The sequence below is a fragment of the Nostoc sp. LEGE 12447 genome, from assembly GCF_015206985.1.
Lineage (GTDB): Bacteria > Cyanobacteriota > Cyanobacteriia > Cyanobacteriales > Nostocaceae > Nostoc.
In genome coordinates this window covers 62,249-81,084 of the sequence record NZ_JADEXT010000011.1, presented here as the reverse complement: position 1 = coordinate 81,084, position 18,836 = coordinate 62,249, and the positions used below count along the sequence as shown (strand labels likewise).

14 protein-coding genes and 1 riboswitch are annotated in these 18,836 nt (G+C 42.6%); of the genes, 4 read left to right on the top strand and 10 right to left on the bottom strand.

The features are described from left to right. Nucleotides 1-29: 29 nt before the first annotated feature. The 4 genes from IQ274_RS14380 to IQ274_RS14365 all read right to left on the bottom strand — a co-directional run bounded on the left by IQ274_RS14380 (nt 30) and on the right by IQ274_RS14365 (nt 5,260). On the bottom strand, nt 30-2,258 hold the full coding sequence (locus IQ274_RS14380) for a glycoside hydrolase (protein WP_194142650.1): 2,229 nt from the start codon (nt 2,256-2,258) through the stop codon (nt 30-32). Nucleotides 2,259-2,336: 78 nt separating this feature from the next. Continuing rightward, complete coding sequence (locus IQ274_RS14375; protein ID WP_012408256.1) at nt 2,337-2,567, bottom strand: NifU family protein; 231 nt, start codon at nt 2,565-2,567, stop codon at nt 2,337-2,339. Nucleotides 2,568-3,063: 496 nt separating this feature from the next. Continuing rightward, on the bottom strand, nt 3,064-4,851 hold the full coding sequence (locus tag IQ274_RS14370; protein WP_163926884.1) for a sensor histidine kinase: 1,788 nt from the start codon (nt 4,849-4,851) through the stop codon (nt 3,064-3,066). Between the two features lie 172 nt (nt 4,852-5,023). After that, entirely contained in the window at nt 5,024-5,260 is a 237-nt protein-coding gene (locus IQ274_RS14365) for a hypothetical protein (protein WP_012408258.1), read from the bottom strand. 614 nt (nt 5,261-5,874) lie between these two features. Between IQ274_RS14365 and lepA the strand changes: the two genes are divergently transcribed. From lepA to IQ274_RS14350, 3 genes are all read left to right on the top strand, one after another. Beyond that, nucleotides 5,875-7,686 carry a translation elongation factor 4 gene (gene lepA / locus IQ274_RS14360; protein ID WP_012408259.1) on the top strand — a complete coding sequence of 604 codons (1,812 nt, stop codon included), beginning with the start codon at nt 5,875-5,877 and terminating at the stop codon, nt 7,684-7,686. Nucleotides 7,687-8,069: 383 nt separating this feature from the next. Next, nucleotides 8,070-10,733, top strand: a complete 2,664-nt coding sequence (locus IQ274_RS14355) for a PAS domain S-box protein (RefSeq protein ID WP_194142649.1) — start codon at nt 8,070-8,072, stop codon at nt 10,731-10,733. 224 nt (nt 10,734-10,957) lie between these two features. Beyond that, nucleotides 10,958-12,145, top strand: a complete 1,188-nt coding sequence (locus IQ274_RS14350) for a glycosyltransferase family 4 protein (RefSeq protein WP_163926886.1) — start codon at nt 10,958-10,960, stop codon at nt 12,143-12,145. 202 nt (nt 12,146-12,347) lie between these two features. Here the strand turns inward: IQ274_RS14350 and IQ274_RS14345 are convergent, their stop codons facing one another. From IQ274_RS14345 to IQ274_RS14320, 6 genes are all read right to left on the bottom strand, one after another. Further along, nucleotides 12,348-13,154 (bottom strand): pentapeptide repeat-containing protein, encoded by an 807-nt coding sequence (locus IQ274_RS14345; protein ID WP_194142648.1) that lies wholly within the window; start codon nt 13,152-13,154, stop codon nt 12,348-12,350. Nucleotides 13,155-13,164: 10 nt separating this feature from the next. Then, complete coding sequence (locus IQ274_RS14340; protein ID WP_094327655.1) at nt 13,165-13,806, bottom strand: hypothetical protein; 642 nt, start codon at nt 13,804-13,806, stop codon at nt 13,165-13,167. 546 nt (nt 13,807-14,352) lie between these two features. Then, nucleotides 14,353-14,550: a hypothetical protein gene (locus tag IQ274_RS14335; protein WP_163926888.1), complete on the bottom strand. Its 198-nt coding sequence runs from the start codon at nt 14,548-14,550 to the stop codon at nt 14,353-14,355. A gap of 104 nt (nt 14,551-14,654) precedes the next feature. Further along, nucleotides 14,655-15,926, bottom strand: a complete 1,272-nt coding sequence (locus tag IQ274_RS14330; protein WP_163926889.1) for a glycosyltransferase — start codon at nt 15,924-15,926, stop codon at nt 14,655-14,657. 161 nt (nt 15,927-16,087) lie between these two features. Beyond that, nucleotides 16,088-16,302: riboswitch (cyclic di-AMP (ydaO/yuaA leader) on the bottom strand. Nucleotides 16,303-16,556: 254 nt separating this feature from the next. After that, nucleotides 16,557-16,769: a hypothetical protein gene (locus tag IQ274_RS14325; protein ID WP_194142647.1), complete on the bottom strand. Its 213-nt coding sequence runs from the start codon at nt 16,767-16,769 to the stop codon at nt 16,557-16,559. A 292-nt stretch (nt 16,770-17,061) separates the two neighbouring features. Further along, nucleotides 17,062-17,469, bottom strand: a complete 408-nt coding sequence (locus IQ274_RS14320; protein ID WP_228058194.1) for an alkaline phosphatase family protein — start codon at nt 17,467-17,469, stop codon at nt 17,062-17,064. 342 nt (nt 17,470-17,811) lie between these two features. Between IQ274_RS14320 and IQ274_RS14315 the strand changes: the two genes are divergently transcribed. Further along, complete coding sequence (locus IQ274_RS14315) at nt 17,812-18,810, top strand: DUF1350 family protein (protein WP_194142646.1); 999 nt, start codon at nt 17,812-17,814, stop codon at nt 18,808-18,810. Nucleotides 18,811-18,836: the final 26 nt, after the last annotated feature.

Here is an 18,836-nt window from a genome sequence, read left to right as displayed (position 1 = left end):
AATGGCTATAAAACCAAGGGTATTGAGTTCTAAGGCACTTCAATAGGAATCAAAGCATTTTCTGGCAAGTAATTGCAAAAACGCCCTTCATCTGCAAGCACTAAAATCAGACGCAGGGGATAATCTGGCGGAACTTGCAAATCTGCCCACGGTACTGCCAACTCTAAACAACTATTTAAAGCTACTTGAGCGCGACTGAAACGGGGATGCCATTGATAATTGTCTCCAGCTTCCCGAAACTGAATCGATTGCGTCAGCAAGTTAACTTCTAGAAGATGGTGGAAAAGGTAATTGAGTGGGGCTGCATCTGGTACATCTGCCAAGGGAACTGGGCTATTAACCATTGTTTTTTCTGGGTAAAACCACAGCAAATTCAACTCTGTAGGAAAATCCCTCCCTGGTGCAACGCCACCTTTAAAGTCCAGCCGCAAATAGAAATTGAGGTGATCTACTCCATACCAAAGTCGCTGGATGACACTGCTATTGTGCATCGTCCCCCGCGCCCCGCCGATTTCTATGCGTCCAGCTTTGTCCCAATCTTGCTCATCACCCTTACCATCGATGACAGGATGGATAAACCCTTGTGGGGTATGGCTTCCTTGTGCTTCGTGGATTTCCACTGGTTGCTTGAGATAAGGCGGTACAGGTTCATTTAATGCCTTGTAAATGCCAAACAGGTGTTCTCGAAACAACTGGTCAAAGATGGCATCTTGATTTGAAGAGTGTCCTGCACCAAACCACCAAAACCAGTCTGAACCCTCTGCGGCATACAATGCTTCCCATGCTTCTGGGTTGTTTTCTTCCGTTGCTTCGGGATGACTTGCGAGCATTTCTCTTGCTTCCGTTAAGTAATCCCAAGCCCGATTTTTGGCGCGATCGCCAATCCAAGTGGTGAAGCTGCCATCCACCCAAGAACCACTATGTAGTTGCCCTCCGGGAATGGTGGCTGTGGCTGGGAATTCTTCAAGAAATTCGGAGACGGTGACGAGTTTGAGGTGGGGTTCATCGCTCAAACTTTGATACAAAGCTTCTAAGAAGGGTTTGCCATCTTCGGGGTAAAATTCCCAGCAATTCTCCCCATCCAAGGCGATGGTAACTAGCCAAGGTTGCTCACTGTGACTATCTCTTTGCATTTTAGCGATCGCTTGCAAATGTCCCACTAAGTCTGCTGCTGCTTTTTTTGCTGGCATCGCACTGTAGGTAAAGCCAATCAAATCTGATAATCTGTGGTCACGAAACACAATTGACAAATCACCCTCTGCGGTTTGCAGTCGATAGGGTCGGTACAACAGTTCTGGTTGCTGTACATTCCCCGCCCCATCCCGATGAAAAAAGTGTTTCAGCGTCCACCCTAAGACCGCTTCATCTGAGCATATCCACTTAAATCCTTGGTTAATAATGTGTGGAAGTGTTGCCGGACTAACTGACTGTTCCGAAGGCCATAAACCACGAGGTATTTGTCCAAAGCGGTCTTTATAAAAGTTCCAAGCTTTCCGTAAGTGACGGGGAATATCTTCTTCCCACTGAAAGCGCTGCTTAGGTAGTGTCATATTGGGCACAGCTACCCGACCGGAATTAGTATCAGCGAGTAAGGGTAAAATCGGGTGGGTGTAGGGCGTAGTGGTAATTTCTAGCTGCCCAGCCTCCTGCATTTTGCGGTGTTGGGGGATGATGCGGCTGAGGATTTCTCGTTGTTTGGAATAAATGCGCTGGCGATCGCTTAAAGTAAAATTCCGACCCTGTTTTAACCAAGTAGCAATTTCCGGGTCATCCCAAAACAGTGGATCGATCCAAGCTAAATTGTGCCAAGCTAGCAAATCACCATAATCAGGCAATTCCCAATTTGCTAAACACCAGGCTTGCCCCTTCTCCTGCCTTTGCTGATACAACTCGCTATAGCGGGGATGTGGGTCAATCAACGTATGGTGATTGGCATCAAAAAAGTGTTGGATAATGAATTCCCTCTGTTCCTGGCTGAGTTGTTCATCCGGTGTCAAGCAGGCTGTGAGGTAAGGGTCAAAAGCAGTCCCAGCAATATAATCTTCTAGTTGTAATATCAGCGATGGAACTAAATTCACCGTTTGGTGTAACTTAGGATACCGCTCTAAGAGCAATACCAAATCCAAATAATCTTTAGTCCCATGTAAACGTACCCAAGGTAGGCGGTACTGCTGACTGGGAGATAAGGCACTACCAGGAGATTTGTACAGAGGCTGATGTTGATGCCAGATAAAAGCGATATAGAGAGGATGGGACATAGGAATAGTTAGGAGTTAAGAATGAGGAGTTAGGAGTTGATTCAAAACTCATAACTCCTAACTCCTAACTCCTAACTTTTACACCACTTGTTCAATTTCCGCAATTTCAGGAATCATTTCTTTTAGGCGGCGCTCAATACCCATTCTCAGGGTCATTGCAGAACTGGGACAAGAACCACAAGCACCTTGCAGGCGAAGTTTTACAACAGGCCCATCGAGTTCTACGAGTTCCACATTGCCGCCATCAGACATGAGATAAGGGCGCATTTCATCTAAGACTGTTTCAACGTTGTCAATTGTGAGTTCCATAGTTTTAGACCTGCTAAGTTAATGGTGGGCATTGGGAATGGGGCATGGGGCATGGGGCATGGGACATTGAATAATAATGATTCCTGTGCCAGATGCGCTGTTACTCGTTAACTATTATCCAAAATCTTATTTTCCATGTTGTCTGAACAAAGTTTTCGTGTGAGCCTCCTACTTTACTTTAGCTTTTAGGTTCTGCTTTGCAGTCAGACGAAAGACAGGATTTAATTCTCCAAGTACACGTCACCGTAAAAAGGAGTCAAAAATCTATTTTTTGTAAATTTTGAGTAAAACGGAGCAAAAGCCAACATTTAGGCGTTTGTTGTGTTTTGTTCTTCAACCCAGCCCATAATTATACAATTTTGTGGTCTAGGGACGGAATTACTTACCATCTCCTATGCCCAATTTTGTTATTTATTGAATAATAATTACTAAGAAACTTTAAATTTTAAAACTCCAAACCTAGTATTGGTAATGTTCCAGATGACCAATGACTAAATCATAACGGACTAAATGCCCCGCTATCGCTAACAGCACTGTCTGTTGAATCGCTATCAGTAGACGAAACCATAACTGGCTGTTGATATAGTGGCACTGTAAATGTCACTGTTGAACCAAGTCCTTCACCCAGACTATAAAAATGTACCTCGCCGCCCATTGCTTCAACTAGCTTCTGGGATATTGCCAGTCCTAAACCTGTGCCACCATACTGGCGAGTGCGTGAGCCATCGACCTGAGAGAATAATTGAAACAGTTTATCTTGTTTGTCTAGGGAAACACCGATGCCTGTATCTGCCACACGAACTCTTACCATGCCAGGAAATTGCTGGTCTTGAAGCTTCGATTTTTTGAGTACTAAATCGGCGCTGACGGTGACACCGCCTTCATGGGTAAATTTGATGGCATTACCTAGTAAATTGAGCATCACTTGGAGCAAGCGTTGGTAGTTGCTTTGGACAATGATTTCATCCGAGGTAGCAGGCATTTGCATCCGAAAGCTGAGGTTTCTCATTTCTGCTTGGGGACGCATAAAACTTTCTACATCACTAAATAGCTCATTTAGCTTAACTGGAGCGTAAGCTAGCTCCATTTTACCAGCTTCGATTTTGGCAATGTCCAAAATGTCGTTGATGATATTTAGTAGATGTATCGATAAGTTGTGCGCTTCTGCCAAAAATTGGTTTTGTTCTTCTGGGTCATCTGCCATCCCTTCCAAAATCAGCTTTAAGAAGCCAATCATGCCATTGAGGGGGGTACGAATTTCATGGGATACATTAGCCAGAAACTCGCTTTTGAGACGGGAAGCTTCTTCAGCTTTTTGACGCGCTACTTCTAATTCTTCGTATAAAGTAGCATGTGCGATCGCAGTTCCCAATTGATCTGCTGCTTCTTTTGCTAGCTCTAATTCCGATTCTGTTAATGTATAGCATTCATCTTGCCAATTCAAGGCAACCAATCCATTGGCTTGGTCTTGATAGCAAGTCGCAACCACCAAAGTTTTCTGCCGCCCAGACTCTGTGCATCCAGGCACTTCCATCACAACTGGTTCTAGGGTTGTCAAAGCCTGAGCAAAGGCAGGCTCAGAAGCTACATCTATTTCTAAGCCTAGCATTGATCTGAGTTCTAGCTGGCGATACTCAGCCTTCACTTTTACTTTTGAGCTAGAGGGCTGATAAGGACAAATAATACAGCGCTCTAGCCGCAGTGCTTTTCCTAAACTGTCAACTGTTTGCTGCCAAATAATATCTAAATCCAATGTCCGGCGAATATTTCTGGTAATCCGATTTACCAGTTTTTGATGTTGCTGTGAACGTAAAGCCAACTCTATTTGTGTGGGCGTTTTGGATGCCACACGCGCTTGTTTTTTGTTGAGTGTCGCTTGCACTAAGCGTCCCATAACTAAAACTGTAGTGGCAGTTGTTCCCAAACTCGGCATAATCGGACTAATCACTAAGTCCAACTCAAATAATTCCTGATGGTAGCTAAACCAACACTGAAACCTTTCTGGCACCAAACTTGTCAAAATTCGGTGCAATCGTTCCACATAATTAACCTTATCCACTGGGGCAAAGGTTTGCGTCTGGTTCAGCTCGTCAACTATTTTTTCGGTATTTAACCCCAGGAGTTCGCTGTGCTGCCAATGAAAGGTCAGATAGCGCCCTGCCCCATCTTGCGTATACACCAACTCAGCTCCTAGAGTTGGTAATGAGCCATCAGTTTTACTGGCAATAGATTCCAGATTTTGGGAAAATACATTCGGCAATTGGGAATTGGCAGTAATAGTCATTAATTGAGTTGGATAGACAAAGGATATCCGACCGTAATTTTACTAAAGCTGCTAAAATTTATACATAAATTTTTACAGCTTTTTTGCTTTTATTGGGTATTTCTTGGTGTTCTGAAATCCAGCTTGGCAAACTTCACCTTTTTTAACTTGCATTAACAGATGACTGATGGCATTAATCGTTCCATTCACCGCGAGGAGGAACGGGAGTACGCACAGGGGTGCGTGTCAGTTCGTCATCTCTGAGGATTTCACCACGCAACCACTGGCGAATTGCTACCTCAATCACTTTACTTGGGTCATTGGTGAGATGCTGAATTTGCTCTAGTAACTCGGAGTCCAGGCGGACGGCAATTTCTACCTTATCGGCTCGTGTGTTTTCCGCTTCGGTAGTTTTCTCTTGCATATTCATAGGTTTGATATACTCTGAATTGGTTTTGTCTAAAGCTTTGTAAAGTAGTTATATTCATCATTTGGGCTAATTCACTGAAAAATCTTCAATGGGACATTTACATAGTTCCCCGAAATAGCACCAAAGTAACAGCTTTAAGTTTTAAATCGCATTTTTCATATAACTGACTAGACAATGGCTCTAGAAGTTTTGCCGATAAATCAGTGATTATGAGTAATTACAGGTCGTAATTGCCCAAGATCACTACATGATCCCTACATGTACTTATTTACATTTATTGTACGCTCCTAGCTGTTGAATACTAGCAGCGACAAATAGACTTTCATAATATTCTTAAAAGTCCACCTATTTAGATCGAAAGTTAAAGATGGGGTGAAGAGGGTAGGGGAGCAGGGAGCAGGGGAAAAATAATAACTCCTAACTCCTAACTTTTAACTTCTAACTTTTAACTCTTAACTTTTGACTCCTAACTCAGCACGGGCTAAACCCTAGCTATGCGCTAACAGCACTCGGAACTCAGCACTAAAAACGGAGCGTCTTGGCTAAGAAAGCATTAAAATACATTAAGTAAATTGCTCTTTTAACTTTGGTTGCTGCTAAGGCAAAGATAGTATATGACTGACGTTCCCGCAGTTCGCATTCGCAATTTTTGTATTATTGCTCACATCGACCACGGGAAATCAACCCTCGCCGATCGCTTGCTACAAGCGACTGGCACTGTTGAAGACCGAAAGATGAAGGAACAGTTTCTCGACAACATGGATCTGGAACGGGAGCGCGGCATTACGATTAAGCTGCAAGCTGCCCGGATGAACTACACAGCTAAGGATGGTCAGCAGTATGTGCTGAACTTAATTGATACTCCTGGACACGTGGATTTTTCTTATGAAGTCTCCCGCTCTCTTGTTGCTTGTGAAGGAGCGCTATTGGTAGTAGATGCTTCCCAAGGTGTGGAGGCGCAAACTTTGGCAAATGTCTATTTAGCCTTAGAGAATAACCTGGAAATTATTCCGGTTTTGAATAAAATTGATTTACCTGGGGCAGAACCAGAACGGGTAATTGGCGAAATTGAAGAAATTATCGGTCTAGATTGCAGTGGTGCAATTTTGGCTTCTGCTAAAGAAGGACTTGGTATTGATGAGATTTTAGAAGCAGTTGTGGAGCGGATACCGCCACCGCCCAATACCATAAATGAACGGTTACGAGCGTTAATATTTGATAGCTATTACGACAGTTACCGAGGAGTAATTGTGTATTTCCGGGTGATGGATGGCACTGTCAGAAAAGGCGATCGCATTCATTTAATGGCATCCGGTAAAGAATTTGAAATTGATGAGTTAGGTGTTCTTTCTCCCACTCAAAAGCAAGTTGAAGAACTCCACGCTGGCGAAGTAGGCTATTTGGGAGCGGCAATTAGAGCAGTAGCTGATGCACGGGTGGGTGACACAATTACCCTTAGTAAGGCAAAAGCTGAGTCACCCTTACCAGGTTACGCAGAAGCGAACCCAATGGTTTATTGTGGGATGTTCCCCATTGATGCTGACCAATTTGAAGACTTGCGAGAAGCATTAGAAAAGCTGGAACTCAACGACGCAGCTCTGCATTACGAACCAGAAACTTCGAGCGCGATGGGGTTTGGCTTCCGTTGCGGGTTTTTGGGTTTGCTGCACATGGAAATCGTCCAGGAACGCCTAGAGCGGGAGTATAATCTCGATTTAATCATTACAGCCCCCTCGGTGGTTTATAAGGTGATTACTCTCAAAGGAGAGGAACTTTACATCGATAATCCTAGCCGTTTGCCTTCTCCCAACGATCGCCAAAGAATTGAAGAACCTTATGTCCAAGTAGAGATGATAACGCCGGAAACCTATGTCGGCAGCTTGATGGAGTTGTCACAAAATCGCCGGGGCATCTTTAAAGATATGAAATATCTCGCCCAAGGACGAACCACTCTGACTTACGAACTCCCCTTGGCGGAAGTTGTGACTGACTTTTTCGATCAGATGAAATCGCGATCACGCGGTTATGCTAGTATGGAATATCACCTCATTGGCTACCGTGAAAACCCTCTGGTGAAGCTGGATATCATGATTAACGGCGATCCTGTGGATTCCTTGGCGATGATTGTGCATCGAGACAAAGCTTACAACGTTGGGCGGGCAATGGCAGAAAAACTTAAAGAATTAATTCCCCGCCATCAATTCAAAGTCCCAATTCAGGCATCTATTGGCAGTAAAGTTATCGCCAGCGAACACATCCCCGCCTTGCGGAAAGATGTGCTAGCCAAATGCTACGGTGGTGACATCAGCCGGAAGAAGAAACTTTTACAGAAGCAAGCAAAAGGTAAAAAGCGGATGAAATCTGTAGGTACTGTAGATGTACCCCAGGAAGCTTTTATGGCAGTACTGCGCTTGGATCAAAGCTAATAGAATTCAGGAGTCAGGAGTCAGAAGTCAGAAGTCAGAATGAATTTGAGTCCGAATGGCGGATATCGCTACGCAAAGCGAGTCCGCATACTCCTGCAAAGCAGCAAGCTAGCAAAAGCGTCTGAATCTACTATTTTCAGTCCCCCACCAAAATTTTTTGTTCTGAATTCTGAATTCTGAATTCTTTTTCAATATCTGTTAATTTTAATTACAAAGGCTGTCAACAGCAGCCTCAAGCGTAAGAGTTTCAGCCTGCTGCTGGTAGGTTTAGCTTTCAGAAAGCCAGAGACTAACTAGCCATTGGCTCAAAAATCCTTGAGCGTGCCTCTAATGCAGGATTTCTAACAGCAAAATATATATTTATTGTAGAAATTCAAAACATCATGAGTCGCAAGCAGGCCCAAGAACTCTCTGAGGCAGAGCAAAAATACCGCACTCTGGTAGAACAAATTCCGGGCGTTGTTTATATTTTACCGATTAACATCACTGCTCAAGAAGCTTATATTAGTCCGCAACTGCAACAATTGTTAGGCATTGCCCCCGAAAATTGGCATCACAGTTTTTTTAATAGTTGGTTAAATTACACTCATCCAGACGATCGCGATCGCTATTGGCAAGCTGTAAATACGACAATCACCACCGGAGAGCCTTTGAGGGTCGAGTATCGAATGATCAGGCGCGATGGTAGAACAATTTGGGTGCGGGATCAAGCTAATCTTGTTCTCTGTGCGGATGGACAAACTCAGGTACTTCAGGGTTTAGTGTTTGATATTAGCGAACGCAAACAGACAGAAGCAGCATTGCAAGAGAGCGAAGCGCGTTATCGTGCCATCCTCGAAGATCAAACGGAACTGATTGCTAGAGGCTCACCAGATGGTATTGTTACTTTTGTTAATGAAGCTTTCTGTCGATTTTTTGGACTCAAGCGAGAAGAGATTATTGCCCAACACTACGAACCTGTTGTGTTTGAGGAAGACCGGGAACGTGTGTTTAGTCAGGTAAATTCCATTAGTTCCGAAAATCCCGTGATTGCCATTGAAAATCGGGCCATAGCAAACCTTGGCGTGCGGTGGACGCAGTGGATTATTCGAGGCATATTTGATGACCAGGGTACTCTTGTAGAACTTCAATCTGTTGGACGAGATATTACTGACCGCAAACAGGTAGAAGAAGCATTAAGTGAAAATGAGCAAAAATTCCGGGCGATTTTCAATCAAACCAATCAGTTTATCGGATTACTTCAGCCCAATGGAATTGTATTAGAGGCTAACCAAACAGCACTGGACTTTGCTGGGATTACTCGAGAAGAAGTAGTCGGTAAGCCATTTTGGGAGGCAAAATGGTGGACAATTTCTTCAGAGACACAAGCACAATTAAAAACTGCGATCGCAGCTGCTGCTAATGGTGAATCTATTCGCTATGAAGTTGAGGTTTTGGATCGAGACGATCAAGCGATCGCGATTGATTTTTCACTACGTCCCATACTCGATGAAACAGGGTGTGTAACATTACTTATTTCTGAGGGACGAGATATTAGTGAATATCAAGCCGCACTGCGCGAACGCCAAAAAGCTGAAGAAGCATTGCGCTCAAGTCAAGACTTTCTCCAAAAGGTTGCTAATACCGTACCGCATATTTTGTATTTATTTGATCTCTTAAAAGGAACAAGCATTTATCTTAACCAAAAAAGTCTTAGTATTTTAGGCTACTCTCCAGAGGAATTTTGTAACGCAGATCCGCAGTGGTTCCTGAATTGCTTTCATCCAGACGACCAACACCTCTGCTATGACATACCAAGTCGCTTCGTCAACCTTAGCGACAACGAAGTTCTTTCCACCGAATACCGATTCCGACATAAAAATGGGGAGTGGCTTTGGCTGAATACACGAGAAGTCGTATTTGCCAGAGATGCTAGCGGCACTCCGATACAGATTCTTGGCTCGGTAGAAGATATTAGCACTCGCAAACAAGCTGAAGGATTACTGCGACAACAGGCAGAGGGGGAACGGCTAATTACTGAAGTAACTCAACAGATTCGGCAATCACTGAATTTGGAGGAGGTTTTAAATACAACAGTCAACAGTATTCGAGAATGTTTGGGTTCAGATTCCGTCGCTATCTACCAGTTGGAATCTGACGGAAATGGCTATTTCGCGGCAGAATCGCTGAGTGATGACTACCCGCAGAGATTAGAGCAGACACTGCACCCATTTTCGAGAACACGAGATTTTAGCTACTATTACCAGGGATTACCTACAGTCCTGCATAATATTCAGGAGTCTGATCTTTCAGCCGATGTTTTTGAGTTATTGCAACTCTATCAAATCAAGGCTGCGATGGTAGTACCGATTTTGAATGGGGAGCATCTGTGGGGTTTACTCATTGCTCATCAGTGTAGCGCACCTCGTTACTGGCAAGCATTTGAAGTTAATTTGTTGCAGCAGTTAGCCAGTCAGGTAGCGATCGCTATTCATCAATCAGTACTCTACCAGCAATTACAAGCTGCCAATGAAGAACTGCAAAGATTGGCCACTTTAGATGGTTTGACTCAAATAGCCAATCGTCGCCGATTCGATCAGTATCTTGAGAATGAGTGGCATCGACTCAAACGCGAGCAAATACCGTTGTCTTTAATCTTGTTCGATGTCGATTTTTTTAAACGCTACAACGATACTTACGGGCATTTAGCAGGAGATGATTGTTTACGGCAATTGGGGAGTGCGCTTAAAAGTGTTATTAAGCGTCCAGCCGATTTAGTAGCTCGTTACGGCGGCGAAGAATTTGCTGTGATTCTGCCTAGTACAGAGATTGAAGGAGCAATTTCTGTAGCTCAAACTATTCGACAAGCAGTCTCGGACTTGACCATTCCCCATGCTCAATCTAGTGTGTGCGATCGCGTTACTGTTAGTCTAGGTGTTGCCAGCATTGTGCCAAATTCCGAAACTTCGCCGCAAGACTTGATTAATGCTGCGGACAAATCACTCTATATAGCTAAACAGCAAGGGCGCGATCGAGTTCATACTGTTTGCGTCGTTACCCCTTCTTAAAGCCTGAGTTACAAAACGGGCACTCAAGTGTTTTAAATTACGAATTAGTATTATACATTGCTTCCTATCGATAGCACACAGTTGATAACCTTTGATAAACTTTAACAAAATAACTGTTAAAAAATCTAAAAATTTAGTAAAAGTACTCACTGCATTCGCCAGACTTGTATTTTTAGGTAAATGTAGTTGTTTAGATATTTGTAAAGTGTCGGGGAGTCTAACAGATGAAGATATTGGTATTGAGTTGGGAGTTTCCGCCAAGGATTGTTGGGGGAATTGCGCGACATGTAGCGGAATTGTACCCGGAACTGGTAAAGCTAGGACATGAAGTCCACCTGATTACGGCGGAGTTTGGTCACGCATCGATGTATGAGGTGGTTGAAGGAGTAAAGGTACATCGGGTGCCTGTGGCTTATAGTAACGACTTTTTCCACTGGGTAGTGAATCTCAACTTGAGTATGGGAGATCACGGTGGTAAGTTGATCTTGGAGGAAGGGCCCTTTGATTTAATTCATGCCCACGATTGGTTAGTTGGAGATGCTGCGATCGCTCTCAAGCATAATTTTAAAATACCACTAATTGCCACAATTCATGCTACAGAATACGGACGCTATAACGGTATTCATACAGAGGTTCAAGGCTATATAAATGGCAAAGAAACTTTGCTGGCTTACAATGCTTGGCGAATTATTGTTTGTAGCGACTATATGCGCCAAGAGGTAGAACGAGCATTACACAGTCCTTGGGACAAAATTGATGTTATCTATAACGGTATCAGAGCCGAAAAGAAACAGCATCACGTAGATTTTCATGCACTAGATTTTCGCCGCCAATTTGCTACAGACAATGAGAAAATCGTTTACTACCTCGGTCGCATGACATACGAAAAAGGTGTACCTATATTACTTAATGCTGCACCCAAAATCCTTTCGGAAATGGGAGGTAACGTTAAATTTGTCATCGTTGGTGGTGGAAATACTGACCATCTCAAACGCCAAACCTGGGATTTGGGAATTTGGCATCATTGCTATTTTACAGGTTTTCTCTCTGATGATTACTTAGATAAATTCCAAACTGTTGCTGACTGTGCCGTTTTTCCTAGTCTTTACGAACCCTTTGGAATTGTAGCTTTAGAAAGCTTTGCTTCTCGCGTGCCTGTAGTGGTTTCCGATACAGGTGGTTTTCCCGAAGTAGTGCAACATACAAAAACAGGCATTGTTACTTGGGTGAACAATTCCGACTCTTTAGCTTGGGGAATTTTGGAAGTATTGAAAAATCCAGGTTATCGACAATGGCTAGTGGATAACGCTTATGAGGATTTAGAGCGGCGCTTTAGCTGGCCGAAATTAGCTAGGCAAACTCAAGAAGTATATCAGCGAGTTGTGCAAGAGCGATCGCAAATTTCCTGGTAAGAGACTTTTCACAGCGGCGATTTCTTCAAAAAGTAGGACTTACGCCCAATAGAGCCTCAAACCCTTTGTAAAGGGGAGGGAACCGGATTTTTCATTTGCCTTGATGAATGCTCACGTCGCTGATATCTCAGTACTGAAGTGACTGAGCTTTACGCTTACCGCAAACCTTGTAATAATCAACACAATTACCTTTTGTGGCTAACTAATCGTGCTTTGAAGCGTCAGGCATAATTGCCTCCTGAAGATTTACGCCACTGAGGTTAGCTCCTCTCATGTCGGCTCCTCTCAGGTTGGCTCCTCTGAGATTTGCCCCTGCCAAATTCGCGCCTCTAAGGTTAGTCCAACTCAAGTCAGCTTGACTCAAGTCAGCTTCACTTAAGTTAGCCCGCAACAGGTAAGCACCACTGAAGCGAGCCTTATTCAAATTAGCTTTGTATAAGTCAGTTTTATAAAGATAAGCCCCCAATACTTCCGCTTCGTACAAACTTGCCTCGCTGAGGTCAGCCTCAATCAAGTTAGCTTCAATCAGGTTGGCAAAAGATAGATTTGCCCTTATTAGCTTCGCTGCACCTAAATCGGCATCTCTCAAGTTTGCGCCTCTTAGGTCAGTTCCAATTAGATTAGCATGAGCGATCGCAGCGCCTCTCAGATTCGCCTCACTCAAATCGGCTCCAATCAAATTAGCCTGACTCAAATCTGCCTGCGTAAGTATAGCACCACTCAAGTTAGCAACACTCAAGCTAGCATCACTCAAGTTAGCTTCAATGAGAAAGGCTTTGCTGAGGTTGGCACTACTGAGGTCAGCACCACTGAGGTTTGCTCGCACCAGTAAAGCATTACCTAAATCTACCTTTCTCAAATTTACCCCCTGGAGGTTTCCGCCTCTGAGGTTATGCCCTTGCAGATTTGCAGCACTGAGGTCTGGTTCAATCTGAGGATTTTTCTTTCTCCACTCAATCCATGTCACTGCACCTGCTTTGAGTAAAGCTAGATGCTCTCGATTTGCCATTTTCTTTCCTTTACTCCTGACGACCACCTAGAGGATTTGCTCGGCCAGCTACATTTTCAATGGCCGTTAAAGCTCCCGCCGCACCTGCTAGAATATCCTGTTCTTGCCCACCTAAGTAAAGTCGTCCAAAGCTACCTACAGCTTGAACTTCAAGAATGTTAATCCTCGCCGCTTTCTCGGCTTCATTGGCAGCGAGTGCGGCGTAAGCAGCAGGTTCCACTTCTAATACATATAGTGTTTGTCCTGCTAGTAGTAGCTGTCCCCGGCGCGTGCGATTAATCAGTTGTGTTTGATAAGCATCGATGTTGCGGATAATCTGACTGGAAATAACACGCGGTTTCAGACATTCCTCTCTTTTGACTCCTAGTGCCGCTAAAATGGCTTGACCAGCAGCTCGCGTTTCCCCTTGGGAGCTAGAATGAACTTCCAATAGTCCGTATAGTCGTTCAACTACCTGTACTCCCGGACGGACAGAGGCAGATTTCAGAGCTATATCCGTAATCTTATTAATTTCGATACCAGGAGAGATTTCAATCCACAGTGATGTATCCCCTGGTAATGGTAAGAAGCCTTGGGCTACTGTTCCCATATATGCTGCATGTTGAGGTTGCAGGTTGTCGAGAAATACGAAACTGCGTAGTTCTATTCCCAAGATTTTGCTCTCCAGTCATAAGGGTAAAAGTTATCTATTGCAATATAGAAGTGCTTAACTTGGGTAATTTTTGCCACAAGTGAAGCATGGAAAAATACAAAGTAGAAAAATTTTGCTGTCGATAAATTTTACACCTGAGAAATATTCCGGCAGTAAAAACCACCTTGATAATTGTACAAGCTTTATTACGCACAAATCGCTGCCTGCAATCCTAAATCGGGCAATGCTTGTTTTGATTTATTGATTAAGTTAATGTGACAAAAAAAGTCTTTAGCTAAACTGAAGCGGGGAAAGTTCACTGAACTTTCCCCGCTATCTTCAAAATGCTGCCAAAACCGCAGCCAATTAAATTGACAAAAAGAGATTTTAAGAAGTGCCTCACCAAGTATTGTTGGCTTGATAGACTAATAGATTTGTTTTTCTGCGTTTAATAGAAAAACAAATCTATTAGTTTAAGGACTTCCAAAAAATAAATTATCCCAAATTATTTGTAGGGATGCACAGTTGTGCTTCCTGGAGATGAGATGTTTTTTTACTCTAAGTCCCTTATTTTGCCTCTGCCAGTATCCATCTGGAGTAAGCATCTTCGAGAAATCTGCTTTGACGACGAGTTCCTTTATGCTTGCTCACTCTGACTTTGAGGGTGGTTATGTACACTCCATCCATTACCTCATGCCCATAACCGAAAACTTGACCAATTTGCCCTGTTCTTTGATGCAAAGCATAATCCCCGATATGCAACATAATTCTGACTTCCTAATTAACTAGGTTGAGTAGTTTGTCGTTGGCTATTTGTGCGCGGCAAAATAACTCTGATGATATTAGTTCCGCGCATAAAGCTGTAAAAATTAAGCTGCAATTCGGAGTTGGGTATTGGGTGCAGTTTGAGCCAACAAACGAGTGTAAAGTTGAGTCAGTCGGAATCCGACACTGTACCAACTAAAGGCGATTTCTGTCCGTTGTCGAGCCGCTTCACCTAACTGGTCTCGCCAAGCTGGATTAGTAAGAATGCGGTCTATAGCAGTAGCAAAAGCGACTTCATCTTTAGGAGGTGCAAGTAATCCTGTAACTTCTGGTACAACAGTAAACTGCAACCCGCCAACATCACTAGCTATGACTGGTGTCTGACTAGCCATTGCCTCAATAGCAACTAAACCAAAAGGTTCATAGTGGCTGGGGACTACGCAGACATCAGCAGCGGCGTAGTAGAAGGGGAGAACAGTTTCATCTAGGCGACCAGCAAAGGTTGTACAATTTTCTAATCCGAGTTCATTCACTATGGTAGCAATGCGATCGCGTTCTATTCCATCACTCTGACCGGGACGGCTACCACCGCCAATTACTAGCTGGAGGTTAGCTTCACCTCTTAAATTAGACTTGGCAACGGCTCTTACCAAGGTTTCAATACCTTTGCGGCGGTCAAAGCGACCAACATAGAGAACCATTTTGGCATCTGGGGCAATTCCCAACTTTTCTCGCGCCGTAGTTCGCTGAATTCCCCCAAATTTGTCAGTATCAGTGCCACAGGGAATCATTTCAATGTTCCCTTTGCTAGAAACGAGTACCCGCATGTGTTTCTGTTCTTGTGGACTGGTTGCAACTACACAGTCTATAGTTTCCAAGCAGGCTTTTTCTACAGCTAATCGCTGGGCTGCAATTACAGGAACATCACCAATACTTCTGTATTTAACGGCTCCTAAAGAGTGGTAGGTATGTACCTGAATCAGGGGTTGCTGTTTTTTCAACTCCATACCCACCCAAGATGATAACCAGTAGTTGGTATGAATTAAGGAGTAATGAAACCCTTGGCGCTGCTGAAATTTCTGGAATTCTTCGATGAATTCAGGTAAATGGCCAAACAAGTTATCTCGCCCGATAAACTCAGCTGGGCCAGCTTTTAACCGAATAGTACGACAGTTTGGACTATGTTGAGCGATCGCAGATTGTTCAGGATTACTACGACGAGTGAACATATCTACTTGCCAACCTTGCTGGGCTAAGGCATAACCTACTTGACGCACATAAACATTTTGACCCCCAGCTTCTTCTTGACCAATTTCAACCGCCGGGTCGCCATCAACAGAAATTAGGGCAATGCGATGTTTCTTATTCTGGAACATAGCTGATTTTCACCTCAAGGTAAATAATCCTGCCTCAAACGCCAGAAATCAAGATATTATTATCCTCTCTCAAGGCCGAGGGCAGGCACAACGAACCGCAAAGTTACCAGCCAAAGGACACTGACGAGAACAAGGCATTACTTGTTAAGAATGCTGCTCGTTCAGTCTCTTCTCAATGCCGACGAAGTTAGCTGACGGGCTAGGACTGAGAGATGTCCTTCTTAAGAAAGTTATGAGTTATGAGTTTAGTAACTTTTAACTCCTCACTATTAACTACTAACTTTCTTCAAAATACGCCCCAGGTTTGGTTCCTCCGCTCCGGTTTACCCTTTACAAATGTTTGTTGGGAATATAGTGGATTAGGCAGACTGATTTATTTTTCTTTAAATTTTTATAACCTTTAGTCATCAACTATGTCAACAGTATGAACAAAAAAATGGTGATGCTAATCACTTCAAAGCGCGTTGTAACTAGCTTTGAAGAATCAGACTGTAGGGGAAAGTTAGTGTTGTTGAGAAGCTCTCAAGAAGACACTTACTGATGTTGATTGCTACATTTTCTTTAGTTTCTGGGAATGAAATAATTTTGAGAGTTTCAAAGAGTTAAATATAGCAATGGCGTACTATTTTGCTAAACCAAGCGTCCAAGAGGAAAACCTCCAACGTCAAAATATCGAGTTGAGCCAACAGTTTGATACTTCAGGATCGTTTTTAATCCATTAGTATTTAGTTGGGATGTCAAAGTATTAGCTTTAAAAGTAACTTTTTTGACTCCTTTGACCAAAGATTCATGTAAAACACGACCCAATACGGTTCGGTTAAAGGGTAAAGGTTTTGAATACATCCTTTCCCCTTTACCCCTTACCCTTTACCCAGACCACAAGGAAAGTGAAAAATGCTTATCCGAACCGTATTGAAACAAGACCTATAAGTTCTTATTGATGGGGAATATTCAAATTTAAAATCTTAGCTAAGGTAATAGCCACATCAGCTTAGAGACCCGGTGGCATCATCAATTATAATTGTGGATTTACCAGGTCTTTGAGTAATATCTTGAATTAATACTGTCCCAATCCTGCCAACGGCGGCAGTACTAAACCCAGCTTCATGTGCAGCATCTAAATAGGCTTTCTTCTTTAAGTAATTACCATCAAAGTGTTGGCTAATTTCCCCCAAAACAGCATTTTTTCTAAGAAAGGAACGGGGCTGTTACTGGCGCTTTTGACAGAAAAGCCAACATTAATTGTATTGCTAAAATTACCAGTATCACCGAGATAATGTCCAGTTGCGATCGCAGAAGCATTAGCGGTAGTAAAAGTAGGAAACAGCGAATGACTATTGACAAAACTCACACCTTGTTGGCGAATTTGATGAAGATTAGGAGTTTCCTGAGCATTAACTTTACTAGGTCGCAATCCATCTGTAATAAAAATTATTACATTGTGTTGAGGTTTGGTCTTAGCAAATCCTGAAACTGCCAATACTGTAATGAGTGTAACGGTAGCTATTATCAGAAAACTCTTATGTATCTTAGGTAAAACCATCTGCCTACATCTCCAAATATAGATATTTCCGGCGTTTTGGAACTTTAGTATTTAATTTAACCATGTATCAAATTTTATTGCGTGTTAACTGGAATACCAATTTTTTCATACCAGAATAAATTTAGATGGCTGCTTGAACTTCAGTCAATTGAATTTGGTAATCTAAGTATTTATACTTAAAGTGAATATGCCAGCTCTTTGAATCCATATAAGTAAAGTTTATTGGTTGAGATGAGCATCCCAGTTTTGGAAAAATATCTTTTAAATAATCCGAAAAGCAGCAACTTCAGTTTGGAGATTAAGCATACAGTTACCAAAATCAGATAGACTCATTGCTAAATCATGGTCAATACAAATTTAAAACTGAGATTTAAACCCGTTTCTCACAGTTGGGTTGCTCTGCATCCACAGCCTAAAGGAGTAATTCAATTTGTTGCAGGGGCTTTCTTTGGTACATTTGCACCCATGCTTTTTTATCGCCATCTGCTTCAATCTCTATTTGAGCAGGGATATACTATTATTCTTTTACCGTTTAATTTTACGTTTGACCATTATGTAGAAGCGGGTTTTCTCATGAGAGAGCAGTATGAAATTCTGCCAGAGCTTGTGAGGATGGCAACTGTTGAAGGATATGATTATGAAGCCTATCTAGATGATAAAAACTTTTCTTGGATTGGACATAGCCTTGGCTGTAAATATATTTCCTTGTTAGAAGGATTTACTGCTTTACCTCCAGAGCCTCAAGAAAGGGAAAAGTTTATTCGGAATCTGCTAGCTTATACTTCAAATGAGTCACAGATAGAAACTGTTATTGCAGATATTAATATTCTCTTTGAGGAGCTTCAACGAAAAATTGCAGAAGATCAGAAACTAATTTGCACTTATGTAAATCGGGAAGTTAAAATTAATAGTGTATTTATTAAAGGGCAAGTTTCTATCCTCTTAGCGCCTGATATTAGCGATACAGCCAGCGCAATCCGCCCTCAATTTTTAGCGAATATCATTGATAATCTTGGTTGGGGTGTGAAACCAACTCCTGAAGAAACCAAGAATTTAATCAAGGATAGTGGGCTATTTAATATTATGGGTTTAGTCTGCTTCCAGTCTGACAACATTGCTAAACTAACCTGTGAATGGTTTACTGATATTCTTAAAAAACCACCTCAAAAATTTCTGCAAACTCTTGAAGGTGGGCATTTAAAACCTTTAGGTATTCAATTAGGTAAATATGCTATTAATCTTTTTGATAAACCTTTGGTTGAATCAGTTCAAAACCGAAATAAAGGTTTTGAAGATCATGTAATCCAATTACTTAATGAACTGAAAAAAGAATCAAAATAATCGGCATTGGGCATTGGTCATTGAAA